The organism is Parabacteroides caecihominis, from assembly GCF_023656785.1.
GTDB classification, from domain to species: domain Bacteria; phylum Bacteroidota; class Bacteroidia; order Bacteroidales; family Tannerellaceae; genus Parabacteroides; species Parabacteroides segnis.
Genome location: NZ_JAMOKS010000015.1, coordinates 115,873 through 136,684 on the forward strand (window position 1 = coordinate 115,873; position 20,812 = coordinate 136,684).

Sequence of the window (20,812 nt, forward strand, 5' to 3'; positions counted from 1 at the left end):
TCTTTTTTACTTCACGATCACCTTATAAGCCTTGTCACCTTCAACAGACACAATCACAACGCCTCTTGCTGTCTGAACAGTTACATAATCAGATGAAACCATTTGAGTTCCAATCTTCTGTCCCAGTATGTTAGAGATAGTGATTCTCTTTCCACCAGCATTGCGAATACTAAATTCACCAACACCGCCAATAATCTGAACAGCAGTCGGAGCTTCGATTTCCTCGTTTGCTACAGGAGCCGGAGCATTTTCCACTTCGAATACAGCAGTCGGGACTTCCTGCATTACTGCAAAACCATTCGTTACACCAATATAAGGTTTGCCATTTTTACTCAGTTCACTCTGGTTTTCCAAATAATAACCACCTCCTTCTACCGTCTTGAAAGCAAAGAGGGCAGGGCTATTCTTCATTGTCTTGATCGTATCATTATACATAAATACAGCACGACCTCCCAATGTATCCTTAGCTGCCAGATAATAGCGGTTATCATCTGCTCCATTCGTATTTACCATACCGGAAGAGATGTAATACAGATGCTTACCATCAACCAACTCTGTAGCCTGTTCTACCCAAAGACTAAAATTATCTTTTTCATATCCCGCTTTTGTTATCTCATTTCCTTCAATACGAGTCTCAGCCAGGAATGTATTCGGATTCATTACCAACGAATTATTGTTATAAACAAGACGTTTATGGCCATTTGCAAATGAAGCGTATTCAGGAGCATCTATTGACGAGAAATTCACATAGGCTACATCTTTTGTCAACTGCAGGCAAGCAGCATTGAGATTCACTCCAACATACAAACCGCCATCAGTCTTCAGGGCATAACTCTGACGCGTATGGTCAGAAATAAACTGGAAAGAAACGGCAGGATCAGTTGTTGAAAATTTCAGACTATCGCTCTGTTTAGCTACTTTACCTGGATTATACAAAGCTCTTAACTCATAGGAGATGACGGATATTTCATCACCTAACTGTCTGGCTCCTGCTACTACATTAGTATCGACAGGTATCAATTTAAAGATAGCTTCATTTTCTGTTGTCTTTGCTATTACCTGCAAAATAGAGTCATTTGTATAGATATACATATCACCGACCCCGGAAGTTCCGGAAATCGGATTGAGCAAGAAACCTTTATCTACCAGTTCCTGTTCAGTCAGAGCCAAAGAACCCAGGTATTTATCAGTCAAATCAGCAGCGAGCTCTATAACTGTTATAGAATCATTACCAAAAAGATAAGTATCTTTTTGGCCCTTTACTTCAAAAATCTCCTGATTCATGATCAACGCTGAATTAGATTCACGATCTACAACAGAGTATTTGCCGCCATTAGCTTTAATATACCATTGTCCTCTGGGTACTTCTTTATACGGAATAGTATCTCCGCCCATAAAAGAATTTGCAGAAACATAATATTTGCCTCCGTTAACACCCTTACTTGCACTTTTCAGTGCGTAGACACCCGTTCCACCAGGAATCGTGGCATGTGAACCTTTTGTTAATGCTATAGAAGGTGCTGCACCCTGATATTCTCCTTTTTCATCAGGCAGTGACACCGTTAGAATATTCTTATTATCCACACCTGCAACCACAACCTTGGCGATCTTCCCCACTAAAGGACTTTCTGCTGCCACCGGAGTCTCTGCCACAAACATGGAGAGCGAATCATTCTTTAAATCTATTACAAATTTAAATTGCTGCCATGCTGCATTCGGCTTCTGAACCGTACGTGTAGAATCTAATGAAAATTTATAACCAAATGCATCTTTTGCTCCGGCAATTGATGTTTTTAATGTATCAACGCCAAAATATTTAACTACACCATTCGGATAAGATTCATCGCCTTTTACTTGCAAAGTAACATATCCTTCTTTATCTGTAGCAACTACATCTTTTGCCAACAGGTCTTTCCCTTCAAAAATGTTTCCTTCGTAAGTATCACCAAACTTCAACCGGAAGGTCTGGAAACCTGCTCCCAATTGTTTCGCTGTCAAAACAAATTCAGGAGATGGTATCTCAACTTTAAAAGGAGAACCTTCCTCATTATCTACTAAGGAAAGACCTTCTTCTGTAACCGATAAAGATAAATATGTACTTCCACCATAATAAGCTTTCAAATCACTGCCATCAGTGAACACCCATCTCTTCACCCCACTGATGCTCGTATTCAATACGGGAACAAGTTTCTCTCCCGGAGCAAAAGCCAGATATTGCAGTGTTGCTTTATTTCTAATCAAATAAGTATTAATCCCTAACTCTGTTTGCTTATCTACGATCTGCCATAAAGCAGAGTCGATAACAGATTTCGTCGCATTCTCAGTAACAAACTCACTGTAAGGTTTCACAATCACAGAATCCGATTTATTTCCATCCAGAGATAAACACTTATCGCCCACCTTCAAATAATAAAAATCGTCTGTAGCACCCAGCTTTACCGGTTCTTCTGCATTCATCGTAAAAGAACCCATAGTCATCAACGCCACAGCCAATAAAGTAGATTTTTTATTCATATATTATTTCACTTTTGATTTACATATTAACCCATACTAAGTACAAAGATAGAATATTTTAAATCCGAAATTACCATAACAAACGCTAATAATCAAGTATATTGTACAAAAGAGACGACTTTTCATGCGAAATCATACTGATATTACGTATCTTAGTACCCTTACTCTTCTCATATTTCTCCCTTTCTATTTAGCGGCTGATAATTGTCAGCCGTTTGGTTGATGGTTATGAACCAATCGGCCGATAATTATGAGCCAATCGGTTCACAATTATCAACCATTGATTACATAGGCATGTAATTCTATTTAGTACGTATAGTAATTCCACAGACATCAGTACAAAAAGCAAATACAATTGCAAATGTTTTTGAGAAGTTTCCTTCCCTAACAAAAAAGGCTTACCTTAGTGCCGTAATTCAAAAAACATGGTAACAGAAGAATTAAAAAGACTCTACTACGAATATACCGGTTCACAGGCCGAAGATATTACAGAACTACCTTCATCCGGTTCTAACCGCCGGTATTTCAGAATATCCGGCCCGAAAACATTAATAGGGGTCAGCGGCTCTTCCCAGGAGGAGAACAAAGCATTTATTTATATGTCCGGATTTTTCAGGGGAAAAGGTATTTCCGTCCCGGAAGTGCATTTTTATTCGGACGATTATTCTTTTTATTTGCAGGAAGACCTGGGCGATACCATGCTTTTCAATGCCATAGAAAAAGGACGCAAAAGCTGTGTATTCGATGAAGAGGAACGCCGGTTGTTACACAAAACAATCACGCAACTTCCTTCTATCCAATATGCCGGCGCCGAAGGATTCGAGTATGAGAACTGTTATCCTCAACCGGAATTCAACCAACGTTCTATTCTCTGGGACCTGAATTACTTCAAATATTGCTTTCTGAAAGCGACGGGGATGGAGTTTCAGGAAGACCGCCTGGAAGATGATTTCCAGAAAATGAGCGATGTATTGCTTCAGGACACCTCTCCCACTTTCCTTTATCGGGATTTCCAGTCACGCAACGTCATGATCAAAGATGGCGAACCCTGGTTCATTGATTTCCAAGGAGGACGAAAAGGTCCGGTCTATTACGACGTAGCCTCTTTCCTTTGGCAGGCTAAAGCCAATTACCCGGAAGATTTGAGAAACGAATTGCTTGCCGATTATCTGCAAGCATTACGAAAATATACAGATGTAGACGAAGAACATTTCTTCTGCCAGCTACGTCATTTCGTGTTGTTCCGCACTCTGCAGGTGCTGGGTGCCTACGGTTTCAGGGGATACTTTGAAAAGAAACCGCATTTTATCCAAAGCGTACCTTTCGCCATCAACAATCTGCGGCAGTTATTAAAGAATGATTATCCGGAATATCCGTACCTGTGCGCCGTTCTGAGAGAACTGACCGGCCTGACGCAGTTCAGGGACGACATACAAAAACGGATGCTGGAAGTCAAGATCGTCAGCTTTGCCTACAAAAAAGGAATACCGAACGATCCGAGCGGAAACGGCGGTGGTTTCGTATTCGATTGCCGGGCCATCAACAACCCGGGAAAATATGAACGATACAACCATTTTACGGGACTGGACGAGCCAGTGATCCACTTCCTGGAAGAAGACGGGGAGATCACGCAATTCCTGGAACATGTATATACGATCGTGGATGCTTCGGTGAAACGTTATCTGGACCGCGGTTTCACGAATCTGATGATCTCTTTCGGTTGTACCGGCGGACAACATCGTTCTGTCTATTCGGCACAACATCTGGCAGAGCATCTGCATGCCAAATTCGGAGTAAAAGTAGACCTGACCCACAGGGAACAAAATATAGAACAAATCTTTGACGCAATATTATGAAAGCTATGATTTTTGCAGCCGGTATGGGGACCCGCCTCAAACCGATGACTGACAATACACCAAAAGCATTGATACCAATAAATGGAAGACCAATGTTGGAACATGTAATTCTGAAGCTGAAGGATGCAGGGTTTCATCAGATCGTTATCAACGTTCACCACCTGGGAGACCAGATCATCGATTTCCTGGCAGCCAACAACAACTTCGGAGTTCAGATCCATATCTCCGATGAACGGGATTACCTGCTCGACACGGGAGGCGGAATAAAAAAAGCGGCCAAATTCCTTCAGGGAAACGAACCGTTTCTGGTACACAATGTCGATATCATGTCGAATGTCGATCTGAAAAAGTTATACAATTGCCACTTGGAAACAGATCCGATCGCCACTTTACTGGTCAGCAAGCGCAATACATCGCGTTATCTCCTGTTCAACAAAGAGAGCCGGTTGTGTGGCTGGAGAAATCATGAAACCGGAGAAGTAAAATCTTATTATCCGGATTTCGATCCCAAACAATATAATGAATACGCTTTCAGCGGTATCCATGTATTATCGCCGAAAATATTCGACTGGATGGAAGAATGGACGGGCAAATTCTCGATCATCAATTTCTATCTGGCCATCTGTGCTAAAACAAATATCCATGCCTATGCAGCCGAAAACTTACAGTTGCTGGATATAGGCAAGCCGGAGGCTTTGGCAAAAGCGGAAGAATGGATGAAAGGTTTATAATACGAGGATAAAGACAATAATACATCAGGATGGCTTTAGCCGGAAATGTCTTTCAGACAATTCTGACTAAGGCCATTAATAATGGCAGATAGTCTTTCAACTCGACGCGCAAAAGTTTCAATGCCTGTTGAATACGGTAATCGACCGTTTTAGATGAAACATTCAGTTTCTGTGCTATCTCATTATAAGTCATATTCTGGAAGCGATTCATTTCAAAAGCCTCCCGATAACTTTCCGGCAAACGTGACAAAGCTGCTTCAATATTCCTCGTCAACTCCTCAACCACGTAGAAGTCCGGATCTTCATACTGTGACTGCCAATCTGCATACAACGTATTTACAATCTGTTGTTTCAGTTCATTCCGATTGATCAGGGTCAGACATCTGTTCTTTACAGCTTTAAATAGATAACTCTTCGGGGAGGATTCGATAACCTGCATGCTACTGTTTTCCCAAAACCAAACCATCACATCTTGTACGATCTCCTGACCGTCATCTACATTTACAAATTGTTTGGCATATGCACACAAAAGAGGATAATAACGCATAAACAATACATCGAATGCTTTCACATCGCCTGCTTGAATCCTTTGAAAAAGAATCTCATCGTTTGTGTTGTCTGTAGTAGTTGAAAGCATATTAAGACCTATAATGTATTAAATTCCAGTGATACTAATGTGAGTCTGTGCAAAAATAACATTTTTCAACATATCAACCTATTACAACACGATTAACTTTTTCAAAAAAAATATCACAAAAAAATGCTTTTTCGTTTAGGAGGTTTTCCCGCTCATTAGTCTTAATTATAAAAGAGACAAAATGGATACACAAAAAAACATAGACGAACATATGCTTCTGGACTACTTTTCAGGTTCACTATCCGCTACTCAAAAACAAGAAGTAGAAGAATGGCTGAACCAATCTGAGGAAAACAGAAAAATAGCTCGTGACATTCAATATATTTATTTAGCAACCGACACACTTCAGACGATAAAAGGAATAAACTCCGACCAGGCTCTTGTCCAGGTAAAGAAAAGGATCATTAAGCCCGGAAAAAAACATTACTTTGTCTGGCTTCAAAGAATCGCTGCTATATTGGTTTTACCTTTACTAATCAGCACACTTTATTTTGCTCTCAAAGAAGATCCGGTTGAATACATTGAAATCAGGACAAATCCGGGTATGGTGGCTAAAGTCGATCTGCCAGACAAAAGTAAAGTATGGCTAAACTCCCAATCTTACTTGAAGTATCCACAAAAATTTACAGGAGATACGCGTTATGTAGAAATTAACGGGGAAGCCTACTTCTCCATCCAAAAGGATAAAACCAAAAAATTTATAGTAAATACACCTTTTGATATAAAAGCAGAAGTATTAGGCACAGAATTTAATATTGAAGCCTATAAGAGGAAAAATCAAGTAACTACAACTTTGGTCTCTGGTTCAGTTAGACTTTCATTCCTAAATAAGGACAACAAAGAAGAATCTGTAATAATGAAACCTGATGAGGAAATTTCATATAACATTAAAAGTAAAAAGATTGAACTTCATACATCCTATATTCCAACACAAATAGCCTGGAAAGATGGATTGGTTATTTTAAGAAACACACCATTTGAAGAAGTTCTAAAAATATTGAGTAAACGATTCAATACAAACTTCATCGTAAAGAACGACCTATTGTATAACAATTCGTTTACCGGAACGTTTAGTGGACAACATCTCCATCTGATACTTGAACATTTTCGCTTATCTACTGATATTCAATACAAATTCATTGATCCGGATATCAGTCAGAATAAAATATCCGAAAAGACAATTGTCGAATTATATTAATTTTTTGTATAACCTAAATTAAATACAGCATGAAAACAAAGAAGCCTCCTTAGAAAAAACATACGGGAAAATATTGGCGTATTTCCCCGTATGAAAAACAACTGTAAGCTTGTTTGGCGACAAGCTCCAGCAAATGAATTTTTTTAACTCTAAAATCACTTACAAATCTATGACAAATTATTTTAGCATCCAACATTTCAGGATGGTGAATTCATCGTTTATTGTCCTGAAAAAAATACCATTATGTATGAGACTCACCGCAATAATGTTATTTGTATGCATCGGACTGGCATATGCCTCCGAAAGTTACAGTCAATCTACAACACTAACTCTGAACGTTAACAAGAAAACGGTACAAGAGGTCCTGGATGAAATCGAGAAACAATCTGAGTTTCACTTCTTCTATAACAACAAACAGGTAAATACGAATCGTGTTGTTTCTATTAAAAGTAAAAAAAAGGATGTATTCAACGTTCTTGAACAATTATTCAATGGAACGGATATCAGTTATAAGGTTTTGGATAAAAGCATTATCCTCTCCCCCAAAGAGATGCTGATGAGTGCTGTCGTACAGCAATCCATAAAAAATATATCCGGTACTATTACCGATAGTAATGGCGAACCGATCATCGGAGCAAATGTATTGGAGAAAGGATCTACAAACGGTACCGTAACCGATATCAACGGCAAATTTAGTTTATCCGTACCCAATAAATCGACATTGGTAATCTCCTATATCGGATATGTATCCAAAGCTATTGTCGTAGGAAACCAGACAGTCTTCAACATACAATTGACAGAAGACACTCAAAACTTAAATGAAGTAGTTGTAACAGCGTTAGGTATCAAACGTGAAGAAAAAGCTTTGGGATATGCGGTTCAAAAAGTAGATGCGAAAGCATTAACCTCAGCAAAAAGTATCGATGTCGGAACTTCATTAACCGGAAAAGTGGCAGGTTTAAATGTTAAGAACAGTACCGAATTCAATGAAGCTCCCTCTTTGAAATTAAGAGGAGAAACTCCCATATTGATCATCGACGGTATCCCATATGGAAATATGACATTGAACGAAATTGCACCTGACGATATCGAATCCATTGATGTCTTAAAAGGTGCCACCGCTTCTGCTTTATACGGAGCACGCGGTACAACCGGTGCGATCATGATCACTACCAAGAGAGGTTCACAAAATGAAGGTATCAATGTAGAGATCAACAGTAACACAATGTTTTTCGCAGGATATCTGGCATTCCCAGAAGTACAATCATCTTATAGTAGAGGCTACGGCGGAAAATACAACAGCGATTATGTATGGGGAGACAAATTGGATATCGGAAGAACGGCTATTCAATACGACCCGGAAACATTCGAGTGGAGAGAAATGGAGTTAACATCCAAAGGAAAAAATAACTTTAAAAACTTCCTCCAATTCAGTGCGATTACAAACAACAATGTCAGTGTCTCGCAAAAAGGAAAGTACGGCTCGTTCAGAACATCATTGACCCACGTGTTCAACAAGGGACAATATCCTAACCAAAAACTGAACAAAATAACTTATACTGCCGGAGGTGAAATGAGTTACAAAAATTTCAAACTGGAAGGATCAGCGTCATACAACAAACGTGTGTCATCAAACGACAACGGTTCCGGTTATAGCGGCAGCTATATTTATGACATGGTAATTTGGGGTGGTACGGAATATGATGTACGCGATTATAAAAATTATTGGGTTGAAGGTAGAGAAAATGAACAGCAAAACTGGTACGATAATAGCTGGTATGACAATCCGTGGTTTAAAGCCAACGAGGTTGTCGATGCTTATGATACTGATATATTGAATGTGTATATGAATTCGTCCTATGAAATTACTCCTTGGCTAAAAGCCATGTTAAGAGGCGGATTGGACTTTTATTCCAAGAAAAATGAATGGAGAAATGCGAAAAGTGCCAATTATGCATGGGATAAAAACGGATTCTTCGGTATCAGTCGCACTTCCGGTTACAGTATCAATACAGACGCCATGTTAATGGCAGACAAGACATGGGGAAAACTAAATATGAATGTATTAGCCGGTGGTAATATTTATTTCTATTCGGATGACAAAATGAGAAGCACCACCTCCGGCGGTCTGACTATTCCCGGATTTTATTCTCTAAAAGCCAGCGTCGATCCTATCGATGCCAGCAGTGAATTAAAAAGGAAAAGAGTGAACAGCCTATATGGTAAATTGTCATTATCATGGGCCAGTACCTATTTCCTTGATGTTACCGGACGTAACGACTGGTCATCCACATTATCCAAAGAGACACGGTCTTACTTCTATCCTTCCGTCGCCGGAAGTGTGGTATTATCAGAGATCATCACTTTACCCGAAGCTTGGAATTTCTGGAAGATAAGAGGTTCATGGACAACCTCCAAACAGGATGCAGGCGTCTATGACAACAATAATGTTTACTCTGTCTCTACGAATGTTTGGGACGGACTTGGTACCGCTTCTTATCCTTCATCTCTAATCGGAGGTAATGTACATCCAAAAAAATCAATGGTATATGAAGTCGGAACAGCCGCAAACTTCTTTAATAATAGATTATATGCAGACTTTGCATATTTCAGAAAACTTGAATCGGACTTCATTATTTCCGGAGGTATAAGTTCAGCAACAGGTTTCAGTTCTGTGCAAGTCAACTTTAAAGAAGAAAGATTGAGAAACGGTTATGAATTAACGATAGGGGGAAGTCCTATAAAAAACAAAGATTTCCAGTGGGACATCCTTACAAACTGGGGACATGATAAATATTCTTACTTCAAAATCGACCCAGATTATTCAACTAAAAAACCCTGGGTAAAAAAAGGAGAAAGCTGGGATTGGTTCGACATCTACGACTGGGACAGAGATCCAGACGGAAATATTATACATAACGGAGGTATTCCGGTAAAACAAAACTTCAAGACCAAAGTAGGAAACCTGACACCTGACCTGGTTTGGGGTATTACTAATACTTTCAAATATAAAAACTTTACACTTAACTTCACTATTGACGGACGTATTGGTGGCATGTCATATTCACGTACCCACCAAATGTTATGGAACTCCGGAGCACATAAAGATTCTGACAATCAATGGCGATATGAAGAAGTGGTCAATGGAAACAAAACATTCATCGGAGAAGGTGTAAAAGTGGTATCCGGTAGTGTAGAACGTGATCCAGATGGAAATATCATCAGTGACACCCGCGTGTTCGCTCCTAATGATGTTGTTGTATCTTATGAAGCATATATTTCAAAATATCACGATTCAACAAGCCGCCCCAGTCGTCAGAATGTATTGGATGAAACATTTTTCAAACTAAGAAATCTGACATTTACTTATGACATACCTCAATTGTGGTGTGGAAAAATAGGAATGAAATCAGCATCAGTCAGTCTTACAGGTCAGAATTTATTTTTATGGGCAAAAGAATACAAATATGCAGACCCTGACAAAGGAGGAGACAGCAGTGGTTATGAAAGTTTGAATTCACCTTCTCAACGATACATCGGTTTTAACATAAAAGCAAACTTCTAAAGGTAAAATATATGAAAACAATGAAATATATAAAGCAATCTTTATTTGCTTTCAGTGCAATAGGAATATCTATGATCTGGAATGGATGTACATCATCTTTTGATGATCTGAATACCAATCCTGACGCCACAACAAAAGTTACTCCGGCACTACTTGCCACTAAAGTGATACTGGATCATGTAAAATCTGCAAGTAGCGACAATAATGAATTCATGTGCAAACGCATGTTCTGGGGAGAACAAATGGATAATTATCAATACAATCGTGTGGAAAAAGGGAGCTTCAGCGCCATACAGGGACTTACCAATGCACAGAAAATGGTTGAATTAGCCTCTGAATCCAATAAAGATGCTTATACCGGACTCTATTATTACTTAAAAGGTTGGGCATTTTACCGGACAACAATGGATATGGGAGACATTCCCTATAGTGAAGCGCTTCAAGTCAATGAGTTCAGATATCCTAAATATGATGAACAAAAAGAGGTATTCAAAGGAATACTCAATGATCTGGAACAGGCTGACAGTCATTTTGCCAAAGCGACGGAAGGTATCAGTGGTGATCCGTTTTACAACGGTGATCCTGCTAAATGGAGAAAAGCAACCAATGTGCTCCGCCTGAAAGTATTGATGGCTTTACAGAAAAGAGCGGATGACACACCTGAATTACAGATCAAAGAAAAATTTTCACAAATTGTAAAAGAAGGAAATCTTTTTGAAGGAAATGATGACAACCTCCAGGTTACTTATTCCAATAAGGATGGTCAGAAAAATCCTTTTCATCAGGATATAACAAGAAGTATCAATGTGTATGCAGGAACAACCACTTTGATCGATCCGCTGAAAAAGTACAAAGATTATCGGTTATTCTCTTATTTTGCCCCAATGCAGGCTCTGACAGATCCAACATATCTGCCGAAAGGCGAAACCTTGTTGGAAAAAAATGATTGGAATGCGTATCAGGGAGTTGAAGCCGCAGGATTATTCAACACGGAACAAAAAAAGATCTCTAACAAAATGCATTGCCGCCCCAACGATATTTATCGCACAGATTATGTCGGAGTACCTTCTATACGATTGGGATATGCTGATATGAATTTTGTATTGGCTGAAGCTGCTGAAAAAGGATGGATTAGCGGTTCTGCTCAAAATTATTATGAAAAAGGTATCCGCGCCTCTTTTGAATTCGTTCGCACAACGGTTTCTTCTCCTGAATATAATCAAGGAATGATCATCACCGATGAATACATTTCCCAATATATAAAAGGGGAAGATGTAACTTATAAAACAAATGGGACATCACTCGACCGGCTTAAACAAATATGGATGCAAGCATTCTTAGCTTCTTATTTCCACCTTGCTTGGGACTCTTATTATGATTACAGACGTACAGGTTATCCGGAATTACCGATCAACCCGGAAACAAACTTGAATGACGACAAATATAAAATACCAGTAAGATGGTTATATCCTGAATCTGAGACAAACTACAATAAAGAACAACTGATCAATGCTGTTAACCGCCAATGGGGAGGTTCCGAGGATGTAAACAAAATTATGTGGATAATTAAATAATCAATTTATATTACTACTTTTGATGTACTCTTTGAATATAGACCGCTCTATCTTTCATAGAGTACATCTTTATTATACACTTTGAATATCATGAAAAAATATAATTTTACACTTCTAATTCTATTGATTTGTTCTTGTACGCTTTATGGAAAAAGTAAAGAGCTGACTGTTCTGCAAATGAATATCTGGCAGGAAGGTACGATGGTGGATGGTGGGTTCGATGCCATAGCAGACGAAGTCAGCCGGTTGTCTCCGGATATTGTCCTGTTCAGTGAAGTAAGAAACTACCACGGTAAACAATTTATTCCGCGCATTTTGCAGGCATTAAAAGATAGAGGTGTTAATTATTACGGCGAAACCAGTACTTTGGATGTCGGTATCCTTTCCAAATACAAAATACAGGAACAACGGCCGAATTATCCTCTCAAAAATGATGCAGGGTCAGTTCTCAAAGCCCGTATCGAAATCGAAGGGCAAACCATTGTTGTCTATTCCGCCCATTTGGATTATACGCATTATGCCTGTTATCTGCCACGCGGATACAGTGGCGTTACCTGGAAAAAACTGGACGCACCGGTTCTTGACTCCCGGGAAATAGAAAAGGCCAATAATGAATCCCTACGGGATGAAGCTATCCGGGGAGTAATCGAAGATGTCGAAAATGAAAAAGGGAATATCATCCTCCTGGGAGGAGACTTCAATGAACCGTCCCATCTGGATTGGAAGGAAAACACAAAAGACCTGTGGGATCACAATGGAACGGTCGTACGCTGGGATTGTTCTGTCCTTCTAGAGGAAAACGGGTTTAAAGATGCTTATCGTGAAGTATATCCTGATCCTGTGACACATCCCGGTTTCACGTTTCCATCAGACAATCCCGATGTCGATGTAAAAAAACTGGCCTGGGCTCCGGAAGCCGATGAAAGAGACCGTATCGATTTTATCTATTTCAAACCTAACAAAAAATTAAAGTTAATAGATGCCGCCGTGGTAGGTCCCCGGAAATCTATAATCCGAGGTGAACGCGCTGAAGAAAACAGCAAGGACAAATTTATACAACCTACCGGAACATGGCCAACAGATCATAAAGCAGTCCTGGCGACCTTCAAACTAAAACATTAAAATAAAATACCATGAAATACATATTCACTCTTTTATTTATCAGCCTTTTTACAAATTTATCTTTTATACACGCCTCAAACGATAATCTTGCCCTTCACCTGGACGGGCAAGATAACAATGTCCGTACCGGTATCGGCATCCTGAAAGACTCATGGACACTGGAGACTTGGATCAAAGGTGATGATAATTCATGGAAAGATCTTGAAGTTATCTTCGGGGGAGGAGAATACAGCCTGTTGAATATAGCGGATTATCTGCCGCTTGTTATCGAGAATGGCAGGCTGCATAACACATGGGCCGATTTATGGTCGGAGGATGTATTGGATGACCAGTGGCATCATGTGGCATTAAGTTGTGACGGGGTTGTCACCAAGCTGTATCTGGATGGAGAAGTTGTCGACAGTAAAACGACTGCCATATCCGTATTGCCTGGAGCAATTGGAGTAAATGAAGGTGAACCGACAACGTTCGGCGGGTTAATGGACGAAGTCCGCATATGGAACTCGGCAGTATCAACCGAAACATTAAAAGAGTGGATGGGGAAACCGCTTGAACCGACTCATCCCCAGTTTGGCACGCTGGTTGCCTACTATAACTTCGATGACGGTATCGAAGATGTTTCAACCAACTGGGTGGGAAAAGGAGATCTTGGATACCATCTAAGAAACGGCAGAAACAAATACAACAGTTCTGTTCCACTGGCCTATACCGTAGTAAACGATAACCCCAAATTCATAAAACCGGATAAACAGCAGGAATTATTCAACGCAGTCGTTATCGATAGCGAATGGGATGTCGACCAGGGAAGCCAGGATGATCAGGTCCTTAAATTAAGAATAGCTGTTACCGGAAGCCAGACCCCGTTACGCCTGACAGAACTTTCTCTTGATTTATCTGAAACAACTGCTTTATCCGATATAAACAGTCTTCACGTATATTATACGGGAAAAACCGCCCGATCAGGAGTCAAAACCGAATTATTCGGTAAAGGAGAAAAGCCTCAAAAGAAAATGACTTTTAAAGATGAACAGGGTGTCGTAACACTGACTCCTGGTATCAATTATTTACTGGTCACAGCCGATATAGCACAAAAAGCCATCACCGGTAACAAAATAAAAATATCCGTACCTTCTTTCAAACTGGGAAAAACCGGATATACTCCGGAAGTTAGTGACGGTATCATTGAAAAAAGAATCACGGAAAGCAGCAAAAACAATCCCAACATCGTGAAAGTCCTGCAATGGAACATCTGGCACGGAGGTGTTCATGTCGGAAATGACGGACTCAGCCGGGTTATAGATCTCGTAAAGGCATCCAATGCCGATATTGTTACCATGCAGGAAGGCTACGGAGGTCAGCAACGGATCAAAGACTCACTGGGATATTATATGCAAACACCTTCCCTGAAAGACAATCTGGTTCTCTTCAGCCGTTATCCTATAACTGAAGTTATACCGACAAAGAAGAGTTTCAACTCCAACCCCGTGAAACTAACATTACCCGGCAACCGACAACTATTAGTTAACGCCTGCTGGTTACGTTATGCTTATAACCCGGAATATTCCTGCAATTACCCCAATATAGGACATAACACTTCGGTTTGGGTGGCAGAAGATGCCCTACGCGGTTTGGCAGATATGCAACATATTATGGAAAAGGATACGAAACCTTATCTGACGGATGACGATACTCCCATTATTATCGGAGGTGACTTTAACTCTTGCAGCCATCTGGACTGGACCCAGGCAGCTGCCCCCATACATTTCGGATATGGTCCCGTACCTTTCCCTATCTCGCAGTATATGCTGGACGAAGGATTTAAAGACAGCTTCCGTGAAATCAATTCGGATGAAGTAGCCCGTCCGGAAGGGACATTTGCCGTTATTTACGGACAACTCCAGGTCAGCCGTATTGACTTTCTCTATTACAAAGGAAAGAATATCAAAGCTGTTTCTTCCAAAATAGTAAAAACAGCACCGGAGATCGATGATGTCTGGGCCTCCGATCATGCCGCTGTCCTGACTGTCTTTGAAATAATATCACCATCCGAGAAATAACTACAATTTAAAACTAAATACACATGAAAAAAGGACTTCTTTTATTCGCCGCCGGCCTATTCAACCTGGCAACAATTACCGCACAGGTTCAGCCTGTGCAGCCCAAATTAACGGACGACAAATCATTTTCCATGATCCTGTTGCCGGACCCGCAGAGTTACACGAAATTCGATGTAAACCAGCCTTTATTCGAACTGATGACCGCGTGGACGGCAAACAATAAGGAGAGACTGAATATCGAAGCAGTGCTCTGTACCGGAGATTTGGTGGAGCAGAACGAAATCCGTATCCCCGACGGAGTGAACGGAAACCAAACCAGCGAAGAACAATGGAAAGCAGCTTCACAAGCCTTTGCCCGACTGGATAATAAACTGCCTTATGTTGTCTGTACAGGAAACCATGATTACGGATACGAAAAGGCGGAAAACCGTTTATGCCGGCTACCGGAATATTTCCCGTCAGAAAGAAACTCCTGCTGGAGAAACTCACTGGTCGAAGTAGGAAACAACTATCAGGGAATCCCGACACTCGAAAATGCTGCTTATGAATTCAATACGGAAACATGGGGCAAAATCCTGGTGATCTCTTTAGAGTTTGCCCCACGTGACGAAGCTATCGAATGGGCAAAAGCAGTTACGGAGAAACCCAAATATACCGATCATAAAGTGATCCTCCTGACTCACTCCTATCTGACCGCCGAAGGAAAACGGCGCCTGAAAGAGAACTATAAAATATCTCCGGCAAACTATGGGGAAGCCATCTGGCAAAAGCTGGTCTACCCGTCCAAAAACATCTGCATGGTCATTTGTGGACATGAATGTGAAATTGCTCCGCATAAAGATAATGTAGGTTTCAGTATCGAAAAGAATGCAACCGGCAAAGATATTCCGCAGATGATGTTCAACGCCCAGACGGCTGACGGTTTCTGGCATGGCAACGGAGGTGACGGCTGGTTACGGATTATGGAGTTTATGCCTGACGGACAGACGATCAAGATAAAAACATTCTCTCCCCTCTTCGCTATCTCCCCGACAACGGCTGATAAATCCTGGAGGACCGAGTCGTACGATCAATTCGATATTACTATAAAATAATGATAAAAGAACTTATGATAATTGGGTATTCGAGCCAATTATACATACCTTTGGTGAACTAATACAAAATTTAAACACATATCATGAAACAAAGAAATTTATTACTTATTCTGGTTTTAGCCATCGTTACAATCAGTTCGGCTTTTGCAGCCAAACCAAAAGCCAAACACGTAATCTGGATCGGCCTCGATGGCTGGGGTGCTTATAGTGTGGAAAAAGCAGAGATGCCCGTCACCAAGCAATTTATGAAAGACGGTTCTTATACCTTGAAAAAACGTTCCGTATTACCTTCTTCCAGTGCAGTGAACTGGGCTTCCATGTTTATGGGTGCAGGTCCTGAGATTCACGGATATACCGAATGGGGATCACGGACTCCGGAGCTTCCTTCACGCGAACTGAACCAGCACGGCATCTTCCCGACAGTATTCCAGCTATACCGTGACGCCGACCCGAAAGCGGAGATCGGTTGTATCTATGACTGGGACGGCATCAAATATCTGGTAGACACATTGTCACTCAGCTATCACGCACAAGGTCCTGATTATAACACAAACCCGACAGCACTGACAGAAATAGCCGTTAAATATATCACAGAGAAAAAGCCGAATCTGTGCGCTGTTATCTTCGACAATCCGGACCATATCGGTCATGCAGACGGTCATGATACTCCTTCTTACTACGCCAAGCTGAAAGAACTGGACGGCTATATCGGACAGATCGTTGAAGCAGTAAAAAAAGCCGGCATAATGGATGAAACTATTTTTGTTATCACAGCCGACCACGGTGGTATCAACAAAGGACATGGCGGCAAGACAATGCAGGAGATGGAAACTCCGTTCATCATTGCAGGAAAGAACGTAAAGAAAGGCTATTGCTTTGACGACATCAGCATGATGCAGTTCGACTGTGCTTCCACACTGGCTAAATTATTAGGTCTGACTCAGCCTCAGGTATGGATCGGACGTCCGATGCCGGTATTCAAATAAATAAGAGAAAACAATGAAACAGTTATTTATAAGTGCATTATTCCTGTTGGGTGGCCTGTTGAACGGTAACGCCCAACAGCCGTCACTGAAGTTCAATAAAGACGGAAAGTTCAAGATCGTCCAGTTTACTGACGTACATTATATATATGAGAATCCTAAATCGGCCATTTCGATTGAAAGGATCAATGAAGTGCTGGATGCAGAAAAACCGGACCTGGTTCTTTTCACCGGCGATGTGATCTACGGGAAACCAGCCGAAGAAGGCATGCGGAAAGTCTTAAAACTGGCTTCCGACCGTAAGATTCCTTTTGGAATGACATTCGGTAATCACGACAACGAACAGGGCCTGACACGCACCGAATTGTTCGACATCATTAAAACGATCCCCTACAACCTGACAGATTCTGTAAAAGGTGTATCGGGAGCAAGCAATTATATCCTACCGGTCAAATCATCGGATGGAAGTAAGGATGCTACCATCCTTTATTGCATGGACTCACATTCATACTCCCAGATCAATGGCATCGGCGGATACGATTATATCAAATTCGACCAGATCCAATGGTATCGTGAGAACAGTGCCAAATACACCAAACAGAACGGAGGTACCCCGATTCCTTCACTGGCTTTCTTCCATATCGCTCTGCCGGAATACAACCAGGCGGCTTCCGATGAAACAGCCATTCTGGTAGGAACACGTAAGGAAAAGGCTTGCGCTCCGCAACTCAACTCCGGACTGTTCGCTTCCATGAAAGAAATGGGCGATATACAAGGAGTATTCGTTGGTCACGACCACGACGATGATTATGCCGTTTACTGGAAAGGTATCCTGCTGGCTTACGGCCGCTATACCGGTGGCAACACTGTTTACAACAACCTGACAAATGGCGCCCGTGTGATTGAAATGACGGAAGGTGAGAATGGTTTCAAAACCTGGATACGCCTGAAAGATAATGAGATCATCAACAAGGTGAATTACCCGTCAGACTTCATTAAGAAGAAAGACTGACCGGTCTACATTATATTATACAACAAAGCCCTCTCCGCTCAAAGCTGTGAGGGCTTTGTTATGAAGCAAGGGAACCACGCCCAGAAAGTTGATCCGGCACCCAGTACGGAAGTGAAACCGACTTCGCCTCCGGTCGATTCAACAATCGCTTTGGAAATAGTCAGGCCGAGACCTGTCCCCTGTGCAAACTCATTCAGTTTTTCAAACCGCGCAAAAACCTTGTCATGCTTTTCTTCCGGAATACCGATCCCCGTATCTTCAACATATATCCGGAAACCATCTTCCTTGACAGAATATCCCATTTTTACATATCCGGTCCGTGTACATTTTATCGCATTGGTCAGGAAATTCATCCATACCTGTTTCAGACGGTTCCGATCCAGAAACACACAACAATCAGGACTGGAGGTATCCAGGATAAACTCAACCGCCGGGTTGGTTATCTTCGGATGGATGGTAGCATAGAGTTCGCTGCACACTTTAGCCAAGTTAAAAGTCTCATCCTTCCGTTCGACAATACCCGATTCTATCTTCGACAGATCGAGAATATCATTGATTAACCGCAGCAGCAGCTCATTGTTGGACTGAATTATATTTACATATTCCTCTTTCTCTTCCACGTCATCACAACTCAAAAGCAATTCCGAAAAACCGACTATGGCATTCAGGGGCGTCCGTATCTCATGACTCATATTGGCGAGAAAAGCTGATTTGAGCCGGTCGGACAACTCTGCCTTTTCCTTTAGTTCCTTCAGTTCCTGAATCATCTTCTCCCACTTCGTATTATTGATCGTTATACCGGTATAACGGGTGACACGTCCGTCTCTGTCTCTCTCGATCTGGATGCCGGTAACCAGCAAGGTTTGCCACTCGTCATCCCACTTCGTCTTCGAACGGTATTTCAAATTGAAGTCTTTATCAATTCCCCGACGCATATGGTCAATATACCCGCGAACAACTTCAAGATCCTCCGGATGAGTTGCCATAATATATTCTTCCGGAGAAATCGTTTTCTCGGAATGATAGTCGTTTACCGGATCATTGAATGCCCTAAACCGGTCGTTCTTTACATCAAAATCCCAGTAAGACATACCGACCGTCCTAAAAGAAAGTTCGATCCTGCTATTCCTGTCTTTCAGTTCCCGGTTGAGTTTCTGCAGCTTGGGTATATTCTGCCGGAAGCCGGTAAACCGCACGATATTCCCGTTTTCATCCTTCTCGAAAGGAACACCTATGAAATCACTATATTGCCAGACCTCATCGCGTTTCGTCCGTATGCGGCAAGTGAAATTGATCGTATCATCTTCACCATCCAGCATCGGTTGCATAGCCTGCCGAAAATCCGAACGATCTTCGGGATGGATGACTTCCATATACTCATCCAGGTCCAACAACCGACTGCTTTCATAGTCGTTGACCGGGTCGTTATAGGATTCGAATTTCTGCGTCCGCACGTCAAAGTCCCAGTGGACGATATTACTGACCTTCATCGCCAGTTCACGCTTGGCAATCAGATCCTGCGTTTTTTTCGCCAACAGAATCTTTTCCGTTATATCCAGTTGTGTACCGACGATTTGCAATTTACCTAAATGTGCAGAAGAGAGCCGCATCCTGCTTTCATAATAACGGTATTGCTTCTCCTGTTCATTATAAAAGCGCAGCGTCATTTGTCCGTACTGAACTTCCTTACTGATCAATTGGAAAAAAAGCCGGCGCAACGGATCACGGTCCTGGGGATGCAACACACTCAGCAGCTCCTCCATTGGCATATTATCTGTGGCGACAACATCTCCGTACAACGGATCGAAGGATTCCTTATCCACATCATACACCCAGGATGACATATGAGCTGCATCCATTGCCATTTCCAGATTCTTCTTAGTCTCTTCCGTACGAAACTCAACCTCTTTTACATCCGTTACATCATTGGAAAGTAATATGTGCCCGATAATAGTTCCCCGTTTACTCCTCACAGGAACTACCTGGACTTTATAAATCATTGTATTTTTATTATTGGACGAATAGTAGGCCTTGTTATTTATCCGGTCGAAGTCATATTCAAACTCCAGGATAATATCCTTCCCCAACCTTATTTTAGCCTCCAGTGCATCATCAACATAAGGACTATTGAAAAGATTTACTTTATTGATAACAGTCGCCTTGTCATCCACTCCATACATTCGCAAAGCACTGTCATTTATACTGCGCAGGACTCCGTTTGCATCATAAATCTCAATACTTATCGGTAAACTTGCATAAATACTCTCCGTGAACAGGAATTGATCTTGTATTAATCGGGATATTTCCCCATCAGAAGAAATATCCTTATTCCCACCGGATTCCACTTCGCACTGTTCCATTTGTTCCCTTTTTATCCGCCCAAATACTCAACATGTCCACCTGATGCAGCCATACGACATACAAGTTTTAGTTTTCATGCGTTATCTTACTTTTGCAAATGTAAAACAA

Annotated in this window: 13 protein-coding genes; 10 read left to right on the plus strand and 3 right to left on the minus strand. The window is 41.3% G+C overall.

What is annotated here, in order from left to right; all coding sequences use genetic code 11:
- Positions 1 to 6 precede the first annotated feature (6 nt).
- Positions 7 to 2,514, minus strand: coding sequence for a DUF6383 domain-containing protein (locus NBH14_RS14295; RefSeq protein WP_186958981.1), 2,508 nt, complete (start codon positions 2,512 to 2,514; stop codon positions 7 to 9).
- 425 nt (positions 2,515 to 2,939) lie between these two features.
- Here NBH14_RS14295 and NBH14_RS14300 point away from each other — a divergent pair, with 425 nt between their 5' ends.
- Together NBH14_RS14300 and NBH14_RS14305 are read left to right on the plus strand one after the other, a co-directional pair.
- Positions 2,940 to 4,370, plus strand: a complete 1,431-nt coding sequence (locus NBH14_RS14300) for a RapZ C-terminal domain-containing protein (protein ID WP_122327163.1) — start codon at positions 2,940 to 2,942, stop codon at positions 4,368 to 4,370.
- Positions 4,367 to 5,101: a nucleotidyltransferase family protein gene (locus NBH14_RS14305; protein ID WP_128133745.1), complete on the plus strand. Its 735-nt coding sequence runs from the start codon at positions 4,367 to 4,369 to the stop codon at positions 5,099 to 5,101. Before NBH14_RS14300 ends, NBH14_RS14305 begins: the two co-directional genes overlap by 4 nt.
- 52 nt (positions 5,102 to 5,153) lie before the next feature.
- Here NBH14_RS14305 and NBH14_RS14310 read toward each other — a convergent pair whose 3' ends face one another.
- A complete protein-coding gene (locus NBH14_RS14310) occupies positions 5,154 to 5,738 on the minus strand; it encodes an RNA polymerase sigma-70 factor (RefSeq protein ID WP_186958982.1) in 585 nt (194 codons plus the stop codon).
- 181 nt (positions 5,739 to 5,919) lie between these two features.
- Here NBH14_RS14310 and NBH14_RS14315 point away from each other — a divergent pair, with 181 nt between their 5' ends.
- The 8 genes from NBH14_RS14315 (at position 5,920) to NBH14_RS14350 (ending at position 18,343) form a co-directional block, all read left to right on the plus strand.
- Entirely contained in the window at positions 5,920 to 6,936 is a 1,017-nt protein-coding gene (locus tag NBH14_RS14315) for a FecR family protein (RefSeq protein WP_186958983.1), read from the plus strand.
- 247 nt (positions 6,937 to 7,183) lie between these two features.
- Positions 7,184 to 10,501, plus strand: coding sequence for a SusC/RagA family TonB-linked outer membrane protein (locus NBH14_RS14320; RefSeq protein ID WP_186958984.1), 3,318 nt, complete (start codon positions 7,184 to 7,186; stop codon positions 10,499 to 10,501).
- An 11-nt stretch (positions 10,502 to 10,512) separates the two neighbouring features.
- Positions 10,513 to 12,075: a SusD/RagB family nutrient-binding outer membrane lipoprotein gene (locus NBH14_RS14325; protein ID WP_186958985.1), complete on the plus strand. Its 1,563-nt coding sequence runs from the start codon at positions 10,513 to 10,515 to the stop codon at positions 12,073 to 12,075.
- Positions 12,076 to 12,165: 90 nt separating this feature from the next.
- The gene (locus tag NBH14_RS14330) at positions 12,166 to 13,197 is read left to right on the plus strand and encodes an endonuclease/exonuclease/phosphatase family protein (RefSeq protein ID WP_128133749.1); all 1,032 of its coding nucleotides are present in this window, start codon (positions 12,166 to 12,168) and stop codon (positions 13,195 to 13,197) included.
- Positions 13,198 to 13,208: 11 nt separating this feature from the next.
- Positions 13,209 to 15,254, plus strand: a complete 2,046-nt coding sequence (locus tag NBH14_RS14335; RefSeq protein WP_186958986.1) for a BNR-repeat neuraminidase N-terminal domain-containing protein — start codon at positions 13,209 to 13,211, stop codon at positions 15,252 to 15,254.
- 23 nt (positions 15,255 to 15,277) lie between these two features.
- The gene (locus NBH14_RS14340) at positions 15,278 to 16,348 is read left to right on the plus strand and encodes a metallophosphoesterase (protein WP_186958987.1); all 1,071 of its coding nucleotides are present in this window, start codon (positions 15,278 to 15,280) and stop codon (positions 16,346 to 16,348) included.
- 83 nt (positions 16,349 to 16,431) lie between these two features.
- Positions 16,432 to 17,334: an alkaline phosphatase family protein gene (locus NBH14_RS14345; RefSeq protein WP_186958988.1), complete on the plus strand. Its 903-nt coding sequence runs from the start codon at positions 16,432 to 16,434 to the stop codon at positions 17,332 to 17,334.
- Positions 17,335 to 17,347: 13 nt separating this feature from the next.
- Positions 17,348 to 18,343 carry a metallophosphoesterase family protein gene (locus tag NBH14_RS14350; RefSeq protein WP_186958989.1) on the plus strand — a complete coding sequence of 332 codons (996 nt, stop codon included), beginning with the start codon at positions 17,348 to 17,350 and terminating at the stop codon, positions 18,341 to 18,343.
- Positions 18,344 to 18,381: 38 nt separating this feature from the next.
- Here the strand turns inward: NBH14_RS14350 and NBH14_RS14355 are convergent, their stop codons facing one another.
- Positions 18,382 to 20,703 carry a sensor histidine kinase gene (locus NBH14_RS14355; RefSeq protein WP_186958990.1) on the minus strand — a complete coding sequence of 774 codons (2,322 nt, stop codon included), beginning with the start codon at positions 20,701 to 20,703 and terminating at the stop codon, positions 18,382 to 18,384.
- Positions 20,704 to 20,812 lie beyond the last annotated feature (109 nt).